This window comes from Pacificitalea manganoxidans, from assembly GCF_002504165.1.
GTDB classification, from domain to species: domain Bacteria; phylum Pseudomonadota; class Alphaproteobacteria; order Rhodobacterales; family Rhodobacteraceae; genus Pacificitalea; species Pacificitalea manganoxidans.
On sequence record NZ_CP021405.1, the window covers coordinates 99,662 to 112,009 of the forward strand.

Annotated in this window: 18 protein-coding genes; 12 read left to right on the plus strand and 6 right to left on the minus strand. The window is 66.9% G+C overall.

Translation table 11 applies throughout. The annotated features are described in order from the left end of the window. Nucleotides 1-125: 125 nt before the first annotated feature. The 4 genes from CBW24_RS15650 to CBW24_RS15665 all read left to right on the plus strand — a co-directional run bounded on the left by CBW24_RS15650 (nucleotide 126) and on the right by CBW24_RS15665 (nucleotide 5,028). A complete protein-coding gene (locus tag CBW24_RS15650) occupies nucleotides 126-1,817 on the plus strand; it encodes a thiamine pyrophosphate-binding protein (RefSeq protein WP_097374329.1) in 1,692 nt (563 codons plus the stop codon). 83 nt (nucleotides 1,818-1,900) lie between these two features. Next, nucleotides 1,901-2,890, plus strand: coding sequence for a Bug family tripartite tricarboxylate transporter substrate binding protein (locus CBW24_RS15655; RefSeq protein WP_088664247.1), 990 nt, complete (start codon nucleotides 1,901-1,903; stop codon nucleotides 2,888-2,890). 121 nt (nucleotides 2,891-3,011) lie between these two features. Continuing rightward, on the plus strand, nucleotides 3,012-3,521 hold the full coding sequence (locus CBW24_RS15660; protein ID WP_157773247.1) for a tripartite tricarboxylate transporter TctB family protein: 510 nt from the start codon (nucleotides 3,012-3,014) through the stop codon (nucleotides 3,519-3,521). A 1-nt stretch (nucleotide 3,522) separates the two neighbouring features. Further along, nucleotides 3,523-5,028 carry a tripartite tricarboxylate transporter permease gene (locus CBW24_RS15665; RefSeq protein WP_097374331.1) on the plus strand — a complete coding sequence of 502 codons (1,506 nt, stop codon included), beginning with the start codon at nucleotides 3,523-3,525 and terminating at the stop codon, nucleotides 5,026-5,028. Nucleotides 5,029-5,031: 3 nt separating this feature from the next. Here CBW24_RS15665 and CBW24_RS15670 read toward each other — a convergent pair whose 3' ends face one another. From CBW24_RS15670 to CBW24_RS15690, 5 genes are all read right to left on the minus strand, one after another. Beyond that, complete coding sequence (locus CBW24_RS15670) at nucleotides 5,032-5,502, minus strand: MarR family winged helix-turn-helix transcriptional regulator (RefSeq protein ID WP_088664244.1); 471 nt, start codon at nucleotides 5,500-5,502, stop codon at nucleotides 5,032-5,034. A gap of 82 nt (nucleotides 5,503-5,584) precedes the next feature. Next, nucleotides 5,585-6,463, minus strand: coding sequence for an energy transducer TonB family protein (locus CBW24_RS15675; RefSeq protein ID WP_097374332.1), 879 nt, complete (start codon nucleotides 6,461-6,463; stop codon nucleotides 5,585-5,587). Further along, nucleotides 6,460-6,885, minus strand: a complete 426-nt coding sequence (locus tag CBW24_RS15680; protein ID WP_232530330.1) for an ExbD/TolR family protein — start codon at nucleotides 6,883-6,885, stop codon at nucleotides 6,460-6,462. Before CBW24_RS15680 ends, CBW24_RS15675 begins: the two co-directional genes overlap by 4 nt. A 2-nt stretch (nucleotides 6,886-6,887) precedes the next feature. Continuing rightward, on the minus strand, nucleotides 6,888-7,283 hold the full coding sequence (locus CBW24_RS15685; protein ID WP_097374333.1) for an ExbD/TolR family protein: 396 nt from the start codon (nucleotides 7,281-7,283) through the stop codon (nucleotides 6,888-6,890). A 3-nt stretch (nucleotides 7,284-7,286) separates the two neighbouring features. After that, entirely contained in the window at nucleotides 7,287-8,117 is an 831-nt protein-coding gene (locus tag CBW24_RS15690; protein WP_232530331.1) for a MotA/TolQ/ExbB proton channel family protein, read from the minus strand. A 289-nt stretch (nucleotides 8,118-8,406) separates the two neighbouring features. Between CBW24_RS15690 and CBW24_RS15695 the strand changes: the two genes are divergently transcribed. The 8 genes from CBW24_RS15695 to CBW24_RS15730 all read left to right on the plus strand — a co-directional run bounded on the left by CBW24_RS15695 (nucleotide 8,407) and on the right by CBW24_RS15730 (nucleotide 12,053). After that, entirely contained in the window at nucleotides 8,407-8,658 is a 252-nt protein-coding gene (locus tag CBW24_RS15695; RefSeq protein WP_097374335.1) for a hypothetical protein, read from the plus strand. Then, nucleotides 8,655-8,849 carry a hemin uptake protein HemP gene (gene hemP, locus CBW24_RS15700; protein WP_097374336.1) on the plus strand — a complete coding sequence of 65 codons (195 nt, stop codon included), beginning with the start codon at nucleotides 8,655-8,657 and terminating at the stop codon, nucleotides 8,847-8,849. Before CBW24_RS15695 ends, hemP begins: the two co-directional genes overlap by 4 nt. Nucleotides 8,850-8,944: 95 nt before the next feature. Further along, nucleotides 8,945-9,292, plus strand: a complete 348-nt coding sequence (locus tag CBW24_RS15705) for a hypothetical protein (protein ID WP_097374337.1) — start codon at nucleotides 8,945-8,947, stop codon at nucleotides 9,290-9,292. A gap of 85 nt (nucleotides 9,293-9,377) precedes the next feature. Then, nucleotides 9,378-9,869 (plus strand): copper chaperone PCu(A)C, encoded by a 492-nt coding sequence (locus tag CBW24_RS15710; RefSeq protein WP_232530332.1) that lies wholly within the window; start codon nucleotides 9,378-9,380, stop codon nucleotides 9,867-9,869. Between the two features lie 110 nt (nucleotides 9,870-9,979). Beyond that, a complete protein-coding gene (locus CBW24_RS15715; protein WP_097374339.1) occupies nucleotides 9,980-10,330 on the plus strand; it encodes an antitoxin Xre/MbcA/ParS toxin-binding domain-containing protein in 351 nt (116 codons plus the stop codon). 3 nt (nucleotides 10,331-10,333) lie between these two features. Continuing rightward, on the plus strand, nucleotides 10,334-10,846 hold the full coding sequence (locus CBW24_RS15720; RefSeq protein WP_097374340.1) for an RES family NAD+ phosphorylase: 513 nt from the start codon (nucleotides 10,334-10,336) through the stop codon (nucleotides 10,844-10,846). Nucleotides 10,847-10,961: 115 nt separating this feature from the next. Beyond that, a complete protein-coding gene (locus CBW24_RS15725; protein ID WP_157773248.1) occupies nucleotides 10,962-11,453 on the plus strand; it encodes a hypothetical protein in 492 nt (163 codons plus the stop codon). Between the two features lie 129 nt (nucleotides 11,454-11,582). Next, nucleotides 11,583-12,053, plus strand: coding sequence for a Dps family protein (locus CBW24_RS15730; RefSeq protein ID WP_088664232.1), 471 nt, complete (start codon nucleotides 11,583-11,585; stop codon nucleotides 12,051-12,053). A 102-nt stretch (nucleotides 12,054-12,155) separates the two neighbouring features. On the opposite strand, the gene CBW24_RS15735 is transcribed toward CBW24_RS15730, so the two are convergent. Next, entirely contained in the window at nucleotides 12,156-12,335 is a 180-nt protein-coding gene (locus tag CBW24_RS15735; RefSeq protein ID WP_309765587.1) for a hypothetical protein, read from the minus strand. Between the last annotated feature and the right edge of the window lie 13 nt (nucleotides 12,336-12,348).

A 12,348-nucleotide genomic window follows, 5' to 3' on the forward strand; every position in this document is an offset into this window, starting at 1 on the left:
GCCGGGAAAGGCAATTGATTTGTGTCCGTATCTGTATAATGGTCTGTATACAGATCAGAATGCCAAGGTCCGTTGAACGGGCGCCGCGACGCGCACCGCCGGGCCGAGACGCGAAAGGACCAGCGGTGACCAACTCTCTCAACGGGGCCGAGGCGATGGTGCGCAGCCTGCAGGCGCACGGGGTCAAACATATCTTTGGGCTTTGCGGCGACACGACGCTGCCGTTTTACGACGCGATGCTGAAGCTCGACCATGGCATCACCCATACGCTGACCCGCGACGAACGCTCCGCCGCGTATATGGCCGATGCCTATAGCCGGGTGACGGGCCGCGTGGGCGTGTGCGAGGGGCCGTCGGGCGGTGGCGCAACCTATATTCTGCCGGGGCTGATCGAGGCGAGCGAAAGCTCCTACGCCGTGCTGGGGATCACCACGGATGTGTCGGTCGGCTCCTACGGGCGCTATCCGCTGACCGAGGTGGATCAGGAGGCGCTGATGCGTCCGCTGACCAAATGGAACACGGTCATCAAGCGCGCCGATCACATCCCGCGCATGGTGCGCAAGGCATTCCGCGCGATGACCACGGGCCGGTCTGGCGCCGCGCATCTGGGGCTGCCCTATGACATTCAGTATGACGCGGTGCCCGCCGATGACATCTGGGCCGATCCGCAGCTGGCGAGCTACCCGGCCTATCGCACCGGCCCCGCGCCTGATGCGATCGAAGCGGCGGCCGAAGCGATCCTGTCAGCAAAATCGCCGCTGATCGTCTGCGGCGGCGGGGTCGTCATTTCGGGGGCGATGGATGCGCTGGACCGGCTGGCATCACGGCTGGATATTCCTGTGGCGACGTCGATTTCGGGGCAGGGGAGCCTTGCCGAGACGCATCCCAATTGCGTGGGTGTCGTCGGCTCCAACGGGGGCACGGATGAGACATGGGAGGCGATGGCCGGCGCGGATCTGGTGATCTTCATGGGGTGCCGCGCGGGGTCGACGACGACGTCGCGCTGGGAAGCGCCGAAGCCGGGCACGCGGATCGTGCATTTCGATGTGGACCCGATGGTGATCGGCGCGGTGTTGCAGACCGAGGTCGGCGTTCCGGGCGACCTGCGCCTGTCGCTGGAGGCGCTGAACGCCGAATTGGACCGCCGCGATGGCACCGAACAGAAATTCGGCGGGGCGGCGCATGTGGCCGATATCCGGCGGCGCAAGTTCGAGAAATTCGACGCGCTGGCGCAATCGGACAGCGCGCCGATCCGGCCCGAACGGGTGATCGCCACGTTGCAGCGGGTGCTGCCCGACGATGCGACGGTGGTGTCCGATCCGGGCACGTCCTGCCCGTATTTCTCGGCCTATTACACGCTGCCGCGCGCGGGGCGGCAATTCATCACCAACCGGGCGCATGGCGCGTTGGGGTATTCGCTATCTGCTGCTTTGGGTGCGTGGTTCGGGCGGCCCGACAGCAAGGTCGTGGCGCTGATGGGCGATGGGTCGTTCGGGTTTACCTGCGGTGAATTGGAGACGGTGACGCGGGCGCGGGCGCCGATCACCTATATCGTGTTCTCGAATTCGAATTTTGGTTGGATCAAGGCCAGTCAACATGACGATTGCGGTGCCCGCTATTATAATGTCGAATTCAATCGCACCGATCAGGCCGCTGTTGCCGCGGCCTACGGTGTGAAATCGTGGCGGGTCGAAGACCCGGCGCAGTTGGAAGCGGTCATGAAGGAGGCGGTCGCCTATGACGGCCCGACCTTGATCGATGTGATCTGTCAGCCTCTCGAAGAGGCGCAGGCGCCCGTCCGCCGCTGGATGGGGTAGGGCGCGACCACCAAGGCCGGGCGTGCGCAAGATGCGCCCGGATCAACAGGGCCCCGCATAGGGGGAAGAGAAAGGTGTTCACCATGACAATGCTGACCAAGACGAAGACCGCGCTGGCGGGTCTGGCGCTGGCGCTGCCGCTGATCGGCGGCGCGGCGCACGCGCAGGACTATCCCGAGAAGGATCTGACCCATATCATGCCGTGGAGCGCCGGGGGCGGCACCGACACCGTGATGCGGACCTTCATGAATTTTGCCGAAACGCCGTTGGGCGTCGGTATCAACACCCAAAACATCACCGGCGCGCAGAGCGGCGTTGGCACGCTGCGGCTGATGAAGGCGCGGCCCGATGGCTACACCATCGGCTCGCTCACATGGGACAGCGTGATTACGGTGCCCTATTACGAACTGGTGCCGGGCTATTCGACCGATGAACTGCGCTATCTGGGGTCGGTGACCGTGCACCCGACCGTGCTCGCCGTGGCGGCGGATTCGCCCTATGACACGCTGGAAGATTTCGTCGCCGCCGCCAAGGAAACGCCGGGCGAGCTGTCGATCTCCAACGTGGGGTCGGGCGGCGTGTGGCATCTGCCCGCGCTGGATTTCGCGGATGCGGCGGGGATCGAGGTGCAGCATGTGCCCTATCCCGACGGCTCCGGCCCGCAGCGCGAGGCGCTGTTGTCGGGGGAAACCGATGCCGCGTCTCTGTCGGCCTCGGCGGCCTATCCGGCGGTGGAATCCGGTCAGGCGAAAGTGCTGGCCGTGATGGCCGACGAGCGCAGCGAATTCCTGCCTGACGTGCCGACCTTCAAAGAGGCGGGCTATGACGTGGTGTGGGGCAGCTTCCGCCTGATCGCGGCGCCCGCCGGGATCGACGACGCGCAAGCGGCAGCGCTGGAAGAGGGCTTTGCCAAAGTGTTCGACATGCCCGAATTCCAGCAAAAGGCCGAGGAAACCGCAATGGGTGCGGTGTGGATGAACGGTGCCGATACCGCCGCCTATGTCGAAGCGCAGCAGGAGAAAGCGTTTGCGCTGATCGACGCGCTGGTCGAACAGGGCATCCTCGAGAAGTAAGCGCCTTGCGTCGCCCCGTGTAAAAGCGCGGCCCGCCCGCAGCCCCGTCCGCTTGCCGCATCTGGCAGGCCGGCGCGGGGCAGGGCGGGCCGCACCTGTCCCTCCCGCAGGAAACCTCCAAGTGCCGCATACGAAACCCTTCAACAGCCACGCGATATTTGCGCTGGTGCTGCTGGTTCTGAACACCGTCTATGCCAGCCAGATCCCGGAACTGGGGATGCCCTTTGGCCGGGGCGGAGAGCCGGGCGCGGCGTTTTTGCCGGTGATCCTGTGCGGCTTTGTCTATATCGCCGCGCTGCGCATCCTGTTCATGGAAATGCGCCGCGCGCCCGATGAGGTGGTCACCGAATTGGACGCGGGTTCACCCCATGTCCGGCGGATCGGATTGGTCGGGCCGCTTGTCGTCGTGGCACTGACGGTCGTGTTCGTCGCGGCGTTTCCCTATGCGGGCTACGCGGTGTCGGCGGGGGTCTATACCTTTGCGATCGCGCTATATTTCAACTACGAGGAACTGGGCCGCTGGGGGCGGGCGCTGATCTATTCGGCGCTGACCGCCGCCGCGATCACCGTGTTCGGCTGGCTGTTTTTCGTGCGGCTGTTCGATCTGTTCCTGCCCGGCTGGAGCTTCTGAGATGTTCTTCGATCTTGCGCAGGGCTTTGCCGCGCTGCTGGTGCCGCAGACGTTTCTCTACCTTGTCGGGGGGTTCATGCTGGGCCTGCTGTTCGGCGCCATTCCGGGGCTGACCGCGACACTGGCCATCGCGCTGCTGCTGCCCTTCACCTTCGGCATGGAAGTGGTGAACGCGCTGGTCATGGTGATGGGCATCTACATGTCGGGCATCTATGCCGGCTCGATCACCGGGATCACGGTCAACATTCCCGGCGCGCCATCGGGCGCGATCACCAGCCTTGATGGACATGCGTTGATGAAGCAGGGCCACGGCGCGCAGGCGCTGGGGCTCGATGCGTTTGCGTCGTCTATCGGCGGGATGATCGGGGCGCTGGTGCTGATGCTGCTGGCGCAGCCGATCAGCGAATTGGCGCTGCTGTTTCGCACGCCGGACAAGTTTTCGCTGGTGCTGCTGGCGGTCATCACCGTGACCATCGTGGCGCGCGGTTCGCTGTGGAAAGCGGGCATGGCGATGGCGCTGGGGTTGATGATTTCAACCGTCGGGATCGACCCGATGCTGCCGCAGGGGCGGTTCGATTTCGACAGTTACCACCTTGTCGAAGGGATCGGGCTGCTGCCTGCGGTGATCGGGCTGTTTGCGGTCTGCGAATTGCTGGTGCAGGCGGCGACGCCCGCGCGGCTGACGCAGGCCGAGGCTGCCGGGATGCCCAAGCTGAAGCGGCGCGATTTCGTGCCCAGCCGGGCGACCCTGCGCGAGATCGGCCCCGTCACCTATGTCAAAAGCTCCGTCATCGGCGTGCTGATCGGGATGCTGCCGGGCGGCGGCGCGTCGATGGCGTCGTTCATCGCCTATGCGGAGGCCAAGCGCAGTTCCCGCCATCCCGAAAAATTCGGGCAGGGCAGTCACGAGGGGCTGGCCGCGTCCGAGGCCGCCAACAACGCCATGTGCGGCGGCGCGATCATTCCGCTGCTGACGATGGGAATTCCAGGGGATGCGGTCACCGCGATCATTTTTGGCGTGCTGCTCATTCACGGGCTGGTGCCGGGACCGGCGCTGCTGACCGAGAATGTCGATGTCATCGCGCCGATGTTCGCGGCGCTGTTCGTCGCCTCGGTCTTTGTGTTTTTGTCAGTGCTGCTGTTCGGGCCGCTCTATATCCGGCTGTCGCGGATCAATCGCGGGGTGCTCTATGCGTTCATCGCGATGATTTCGATGGTGGGGGTGTTCGCGTCGTCGTTTTCCGCGTTTCAGATGTGGATGGCGCTGGCGATTGGGGCGTTTGCCTTTGCGCTGCGGCGCTTCGGCTACCCGATCGTGCCGATGCTGATGGGGGTGATCCTGGGCCCCTATCTGGAAGAATTCCTGCGTCGGTCGCTGATCGTGTCGAAGGGCGATCCGATGATTTTCCTCACCAGTCCGGGCAGTGCGGCGTTTCTGGCGCTGACGCTGGTGTTCGTGTGGCTGCTGCGGCTGCGCCCGTCGCGCCATGAATTGCCGAGCGGCTGAGCGCTAGCCTTCGTCGCGGGCGCGGCGGCGGAGGGGATCTGGCTCCTCCTCCATCTGGTCGAGATTGTCGAGCACCCGCGCCAGCACCGCCAGTGCCTGCTCCAGCTCTGCCTGCGGGATGTCGCGGAACAGTTCGTCGCGCAGGTCTTCGGTAAATGACAGGATCTTATCGGCGCGGCGGCGGGCATAGGCGGTCAGGAACACATGGCGCAGCCGCCGGTCCTGCGCGGCGGTGCGCCGTTCGATCAGGTCGGCTTTCTCCAGCGCATCGAGGGTCCGGTTGAGCGTTGGCGTTTCGATGGCCAGTTCCTCGGCGATCTGGGTCTGGGTCCGGCCTTCCTGCTGCGCGACGTTGAGCAGCGCTTGCGCGCGGGAATAGGTCAGTTCCTCGGATTTCGCCCGCGCGTCAAAGCGTTTGCGGATTCCGCGGGTCAGCCGCCCGAGGGTGGTCAGGAATTCAGCTTGGACAGTCATGGGCGGCTCCCGGCGGGGCTGAGGCGGCGATATCTGCGCGGATAGGACGGGCTGCCGTTAGCGTCAACAGCGCGGCGGGGCATCAGCGGTCAAACCCAATGGGCAGGCGGAAGCTGTAGCTGGGCGCGCCAAGCCCCTGCGGCGCGGCGGGAAAGCGCCCGGCGGCGCGCACCGATTGCACCGCCGCCTGATCGAGCGCGGGATGCCCGGCGCTGGCGGCCAGACTGACGCCGCGCAGACCGCCGTCGCGCGCCACCGTCACCATGACCACAGCCCGCCCCGTCGCCCCCCGCGCGGCGCGGGGATAGCGTTTGCGGCGTTCGATCTGTTGCCGGATGCGCGCGCCCCAGCGGGCCTGCAGGCTTTGCTGTTGCGCGGGGCTGAGCGTCGCGGCGCGGTCCTGTTGCCGCGCGCCCGCCGCCGCGCCGCCGCCGCTGCCGGACGCGCGTTGCGCCGGTTGCGCGGGTTGGCTGGACTGTGAGGCCGGCTGGTCCGGGGGCGTGCGGCGGGGCTGCGATGTGGGCTGCGATTGTGGCTGCGATACGGGATCAGGCCGCGCGGGCGGGCGCGGCGACCGGCGCGGCGCATCGCGGGGCGCGGCGGTCTGTGCCATGGCGCGGTCGGGCAGGGCAGGGGCCTCTGCCATCGGTTGGGCCAATAACGGCAGAGCTGGTGCGGCGGGCGCGGTGTCGGATGTTGCGGCCTCTGGGGGGGCGGTGTCAGGAAGGGTCGCGTCGGGCTGAGCCGGTGCTGTTGGCGCAGCTGGCACGGGATCGGGCGGCGTGTCCCAGCGGTGGACAAGGGCGGCGATCTGTTCCGGCGCGGCGGCAAGCGACACCAGCGCGCGCCCCTCATCGCCCGCCGCCGCGCTGCCCCCCGTCACGGGATCGAACCGCAGCGCCACCGCCACATGCAGCCCGACCGCAAGCAGCAGGCACAGACCGAACCCCGCCGCCCTCACGGCGTGGCGGCCCGCGTGGCCAGATCCACCTGCGCAAACCCCATGGCAGTCAGGCGCGGCAGCAGCGCCGCCAGCGTCCGGGCCGGGGCGGCGCGGTCGGCGCGCAGCGTCAGGGTGCAGTCGGGGCAGGCGGCGCGCGCAGCGGCCAGCGCGGCGAGCGCGGCATCCCCATTGGCGGGGCCTTCGGGGCTGACAAAGCCGGGCGTGCCCGCAGCATCGAGATGCAGGATCAGCGGCCCGTCGGAATTTTCCGCAGCGGCGCTGTTGGCGGCAGGCGGGGTCACGGCAAAGGGCGCGGGCGGCGCGATCTGTGCGGTGATGAGAAAGAAGATCAGCAGCAGGAACACGATGTTAATCATCGGCACCGTGCTTTCACGGGTGGGGGCGCGGGCCGCGTCGGGGGTGAATCGAAACCGGCGCATCGCTATTCCACCACCACCAGCCGCGACAGGCCCGCGCGGCTGAGCGCCTCCATCACCGTCACCAGCATTTGCAGATTGGCGCCGTCCTCTGCGCGCAGAACGATCAGGTCGTCGGGGGCCTGCATCAGCGCGCGCAGCGCGTCCGGCAGGGTGGCAAGCGAGGTCGGCGCGCCGTTCAGCCGCAGCGTATCCGCCCCGATGGCCACCAGACGCGGCGGGCCGTCATAGGCCGTGGTCGCAGGCGCGGGGCCGGGCAGCACGATGGGCAGCGCGCGTTCGACCCCGAACCGCGACACCAGCATGAAGAAGATCAGCAGCAGAAACACCACGTCGATCATCGGCGTCAGGCTGATGCGGCGGCGGCGGCGCGTGGGGGCAAAGCTGAACGCGGTGGACATCGGCTATTCCGTCGGGCGCGGGGCGAGTTGCGCGGGGCGGCTGGGGCGCACCGGCTGGGCGGCATCGCTGCGGTCGGCCAGCGGCGTCGGATCGGCCGGATCGGCGGCAGGCGTAGTGCGCGGCGCGGCGGGGCTGACCGCATGCTGGGCCGACAGGATCAGCGGCGGCTGGCGGATAAAGATGCGGGTGGCGATGTCTTCGGATTGGTGGCGCAGGCGGTCGACGACCGACTCGAACCACGTTCCCGCGACGGAGGCCGGGATCGCCACGGCCATGCCGCCCGCGGTGGTCAAGAGCGCCTCCCAGATCCCCCCGGCCAGCGCGGCGGGATCGGGATCGCTGCCCGCGTCCTGAAGGGTCTGGAACGCCGCGATCATGCCCAGCACCGTGCCCAGCAGGCCCAGCAGCGGCGCGATGGTGGCGATCAGGTCCAGCGCGCGCAACCCGCCTGCGGCATCGCGCAGGGCGGCGCGGGCGGTGCGCTCGGTCTCCTCGCGGGCGGCAGGCTCGGACATCTGCGGATCGCGGATCGCGGTCATCGCGGCGCGGGCCACGCGGGCGCGCAGGCCGCCCCGACGGCCCAGCCGGGTCAGGGCCTCAGCCGGTTTGCCGGCCTGCCACAGATCGACCGCGCGGCGCGCCCGGCGATGGCCCGTCCATGCACCCAGAAACAGCAGGTCCAGCCACTTCCACAGGATCAGCGCCACGGTCAGCACCGACAGCGCCGCAAGCGCCCAGATCACCGGCCCGCCTTGTTGCAAAAATTCGAGCATCGGCAAGAGAGCATCGGGCACCGGGGGCAGCGGCGGCAGGGAAGCGGGTAGCGAGAACATCAAGGGCTCCGGGCTGAAACGGTGGCGGTGTGCCGGGGTAGCGTGGCGGGGTTCTCCATAGGCTGCAAGCGGCGCACACGCCAGAGCGCGCCATCGCTGCGGCCAGACCGCCCGAGGGCCGCGCAACCGGCGGGGTTCCGCCCAAACCGGGCACCGCAGGGCAGGCGGTGAACGGGCGCGGGGGCGGGGGGTGCTGAGAAAGCTGTTGCAATAACCAATCAAAATAGTCAGGATTGAATCAGCAGCCGTAAGAGCCAGCATCGCGACACTTGCACGGGGGATACCCTAGATGTCCAAAACGACGCCTTTTCTGACCCTTGGGCTGGTCCGCGCGCCAACGCCGCCGGCACCGACCCGCTCCGCGCGGACCGATTCCGCCTTGGCCTCGCTGCGGCTGAGCGACCTTGCGCATGACCGGGGGCTGCCGCGTTTCGGCGCGCAGACCGGCCTGCTCGAAGCGCTGTTCGACTACATCGAGGCCGGAGGCGCCCGCCTGCCGACCCCGCCATCCCATACCCCCAGCACGGAGATCCGGGCATGAGCTATCTGTCCCCAAACCAGCCTGTCGCCGCCTACCCCGCCCCGCGCAGCAGCGCCCCGCCCGAGCCCGATCTGGCCCGTGTCGATGTGGCCGATCTGATGGAGGGCAACCGGGTCATGCATCTGACGCTGAACGATCAGGTCTATACTTTGCGGATCACCCGCGCGCAGAAGCTGATCTTGACGAAATGAGCGGACGGGGCGCGACACTGCGCGCGCTCGTCCCCGCCAAAGCGGTCTGCTAGGGTCCGCGCGTCCGCGACACCTGGCAGACCGGAGTTTCCCCTGTGGGCCTGATCCCCCGCGTTTTGATCATCCTGTGCCTGATGGCAGGGCTGCTGGCACCGAAAGGCGCGGCAGTGCTGGCCAGTGCCGTGCCCGGTGTGGTGCAGATGGTGATCTGCACGGGGCATGGGCTGGATGTGATCACGCTCGATGCGGAGGGCACGCCCCGGCGCGTGGCCCATGATCTGCCCTGTGGGGCCGTGCATGCGCTGGCCGATCTGGGCCAGACCGCGCCCGACGGCTTTGCCCGCACGCGCCGCATCATCGCGAGGACGATCCCCGTCGCGGCGGCGCCGCAGCGGGATCGCGCCTATCTGCGCCCCGGACCGCGCGCGCCGCCGGTCACCTGACATTTCAATTCAGACGTTTAACCGAATTGACCCGCCGCTGCGGGCACCGGGCACATCTGCGTGGCCGGAGATGAAAGGACGACCCTTGAAACACACATTCCTCACCCTCGCCGCCGCGACGCTGCTGCCGGTCTGGGCCTCTGCCCATGAATTCACCGCAGGTGCGCTGCATATCGATCACCCCTATATCGCCGCCTCCATCGGCGCCGCGCGGACCGGCGCGGGCTATGTTGCGATTACCAATACGGGCGACGCGACCGACACGCTGATCGCGGTCGAGGCCGATTTCCCGAAGGTTGCCGTGCACCGCACCGAGGATCGCGACGGCATGGCGCAGATGTCCGCGACGCCCCGGCTCGACATTCCGGCGGGGGCCACGGTGAACATGGCGCCGGGCGGTCTGCACATCATGTTCATGGGGCTGGAGACCCCGTTTGAGCCGGGCATGCAGGTGCCCGCCACGCTGATTTTCGAGCAGGCCGGGGCCGTCGAGGTGGAGTTCGTGGTGGAAGAGCGCGCCGCTGTCGGTGACACCGCCGGTCACGGCGGGCATGACATGGACCACTCCGGCCATTGACCGCTGTCGGGGCGCGCCCCACCCGGCGCGCCCTTGATCCGCGCATCGGTTGACCCTATATTGCGTCACTATAAGTGGCGCATGTCGCGCTGAACCCGGAGATCCTCGCGATGGCCCTGACGCAATATTCCGATGATGGTCTATTTCTGCCGCAGAAAATCGCGGCGGCTCTGCGCACCACCTCGGCCGAGGTGGCGCGGACGGTCGGTCTGGGCCGCGACGCGGTGCAGCGCAAGGATCGTCTGAGTTCGGATAAAACCCAGCGCCGCCTGCGCGAAATGGCGGAAATCCTTAACCGGACCGAGCCGCGGTTTGGCTCTGCCCTGATGGCCTATGCGTGGTATCGCTCCGAACCGCTGCCGGGATTTTCCGGGCTGACGGCGATGCAGCTGGTTCGGGATGGGCGCGCCGGGGACGTGATGGACTATATCGACGCGGTCGATGCCGGCGTTTTTTCCTGAGGCATGAACTATACCGGCCTGCTCTATCGCGCGCTGAACCCGGTTTACGCGGCCGAGCCGCTATCCGGGCGGGGGGCCGCGCTTCACGGCGGGCGGTTCAATCCGCGCGGGATGGGGGCGCTTTATGTCGCGATGAGCCTGCCCACGGCGCTGCGCGAGGCCAACCAAATCGGGCATCTGCAACCGACGACGCTCATCGCGATCGAGGCCCGTATCAGCAACCTGTTCGACACGCGCGATGACGCCGCGCTGGCACAACATGGGCTCACCGGTGCCGATCTGGCCGATCCCGGCTGGCGTGACGCGATGCTGCGCAAGGGCGAGGCCCCGACCCAAGCCTTCGCCCGCAGGCTGCTGGAGGCCGGGCATTCCGGCATGATCGTGCGCAGCTATGCCCGGGGCGCGGGGGCTGATGATCTGAATATGGTGCTTTGGCGCGGGACGGGGACAGATGTCAGCCTGCGCGTCATCGATGACCAAAACAGGCTGGCACCGCCGCCGGATATGCCCCGCTGACATGCGCCGAACCTGCTGAAATCGGTCACGACTGATAGTGTGATCGCGTTGGGCCTTTCACCTCCTTCCTTTCTGACTATATTGATCGGGAATTCGACCGAAGCGAGTCTCGCCCATGTCTCCGACCCCTGCCCAAGCTCACCCTGCGCCGCGGATGGACCTTGTGCCCCAAGTGGGCCAGCCGCGCGATCAGCGCCACGCCCCGCGTCCGTCGATTGCGCTCGCGCCTGGGGCGGCTGCGCGTTTGAACGAAATCCGCAGTGCCGCCATGCGGGCCCGTTCGGGCGGGCGTGCGGATATGTTCGAGGCCTGCGCGATGCTGTCACGGGACCGCAGCCGGTCCCTGCGTGCGGTCAGCGACGGCATCGCCCGGTGTCTGCCGCAGGCGCTTGGCTCGACTCCCGTTCTATACCGCGCGGGCTGCGCCGATCTGTCCTTTGACGAGGCGTGGTTGCTGCGTCTTGCCGCCGCTGCGGAGCGGGAGGACGCCGATAGTTTCTCCTTCCTTCTTCGGTCCCGCGTTGTGCCGATGCACCGCCGGAATATGGGGTTTCTCGCCGCGGAACTGGCGCGGCTCAGCTCTGCCGCGGCAGACCACGGCGTGTAATTCCCGACTGCTGTCGTCGGATTTAGAATTATTCTAAAGAGGGGTTGAGCCCCTCCGGATCCGCCTTATATGCTGTTGCAACAAGCCAGCCGGTTGCCAGCTAACGTCCTTGATCGAAAGGTGTCATTCATGTCCCAGACCGCAGTTGCCCTCTCTCCCACCGCCCGCGAAGCCATCGCCGAGGCGCTGAACCAATCCGTTGCCGAAACCGCCGTGACGACGATGCTTGCCCAGAACTTCCATTGGAATGTCACGGGCATGTCCTTTGGTCCGTTGCACGCGCTGTTTCAGGAGATCTACGAAGATCACTTCACCGCGCAGGATGATCTGGCCGAGCGGATTCGCGCGCTTGCCGTTTTCGCCGAAGGCACGCTTGCCGGGATGATCGCACGGTCCAAGGTCAGCGAATTCGAAGGCGAAGCAGACGCCAAGACCATGATCGCCAAGATGCTTGAGGCGCAGGAAACCCTCGCATCCACTGTGCACGGCGCCGGGGAATTGGCGGCTGAGCATGGCGATACCCTGACCGAAGACCTGTGCATCGCACGCGGTCAGGTCCACGAGAAATTCGCATGGATGTTGCGCGCCCATCTCCAGTAAGCGCGACGTAACAGTTAGAGCGGACGGCCGGGGGAAACCTCGGCCGTTTTGTGTTTCAGGGCGCCGTCCTGAAGGTATGGCAGCCCAAGTGTAAAAAAGCCCTTAATCGCCGCGAAGTTTCGGCACTTTCAGTCCCTTTTTTTCGCACCGACGTCCAAACGCCAGCCGCCAATGGGTATAGCGCCCCATGACCTCCTGCTGGGCCATGACCAATTGCAGGAAAGCGGCGCGTTCCTTGGGCTTTTTAAGTTTTTTTCCCATCGATTTTTGGGTTTTCGTCATCGAACACCCGATG

Bases quoted from the DNA above. Each gene is read 5' to 3' on its own strand.
- hemP (WP_097374336.1), top strand. From the start codon at position 8,655: ATGAGCTATCTGTCCCCAAACCAGCCTGTCGCCGCCTACCCCGCCCCG.
- CBW24_RS15685 (WP_097374333.1), bottom strand. From the start codon at position 7,283: ATGTCCACCGCGTTCAGCTTTGCCCCCACGCGCCGCCGCCGCCGCATC.
- CBW24_RS15715 (WP_097374339.1), top strand. From the start codon at position 9,980: ATGGCCCTGACGCAATATTCCGATGATGGTCTATTTCTGCCGCAGAAA.
- CBW24_RS15655 (WP_088664247.1), top strand. From the start codon at position 1,901: ATGACAATGCTGACCAAGACGAAGACCGCGCTGGCGGGTCTGGCGCTG.
- CBW24_RS15690 (WP_232530331.1), bottom strand. From the start codon at position 8,117: ATGTTCTCGCTACCCGCTTCCCTGCCGCCGCTGCCCCCGGTGCCCGAT.
- CBW24_RS15680 (WP_232530330.1), bottom strand. From the start codon at position 6,885: ATGCGCCGGTTTCGATTCACCCCCGACGCGGCCCGCGCCCCCACCCGT.
- CBW24_RS15720 (WP_097374340.1), top strand. From the start codon at position 10,334: ATGAACTATACCGGCCTGCTCTATCGCGCGCTGAACCCGGTTTACGCG.
- CBW24_RS15670 (WP_088664244.1), bottom strand. From the start codon at position 5,502: ATGACTGTCCAAGCTGAATTCCTGACCACCCTCGGGCGGCTGACCCGC.
- CBW24_RS15735 (WP_309765587.1), bottom strand. From the start codon at position 12,335: ATGACGAAAACCCAAAAATCGATGGGAAAAAAACTTAAAAAGCCCAAG.
- CBW24_RS15665 (WP_097374331.1), top strand. From the start codon at position 3,523: ATGTTCTTCGATCTTGCGCAGGGCTTTGCCGCGCTGCTGGTGCCGCAG.
- CBW24_RS15725 (WP_157773248.1), top strand. From the start codon at position 10,962: ATGTCTCCGACCCCTGCCCAAGCTCACCCTGCGCCGCGGATGGACCTT.
- CBW24_RS15730 (WP_088664232.1), top strand. From the start codon at position 11,583: ATGTCCCAGACCGCAGTTGCCCTCTCTCCCACCGCCCGCGAAGCCATC.
- CBW24_RS15695 (WP_097374335.1), top strand. From the start codon at position 8,407: ATGTCCAAAACGACGCCTTTTCTGACCCTTGGGCTGGTCCGCGCGCCA.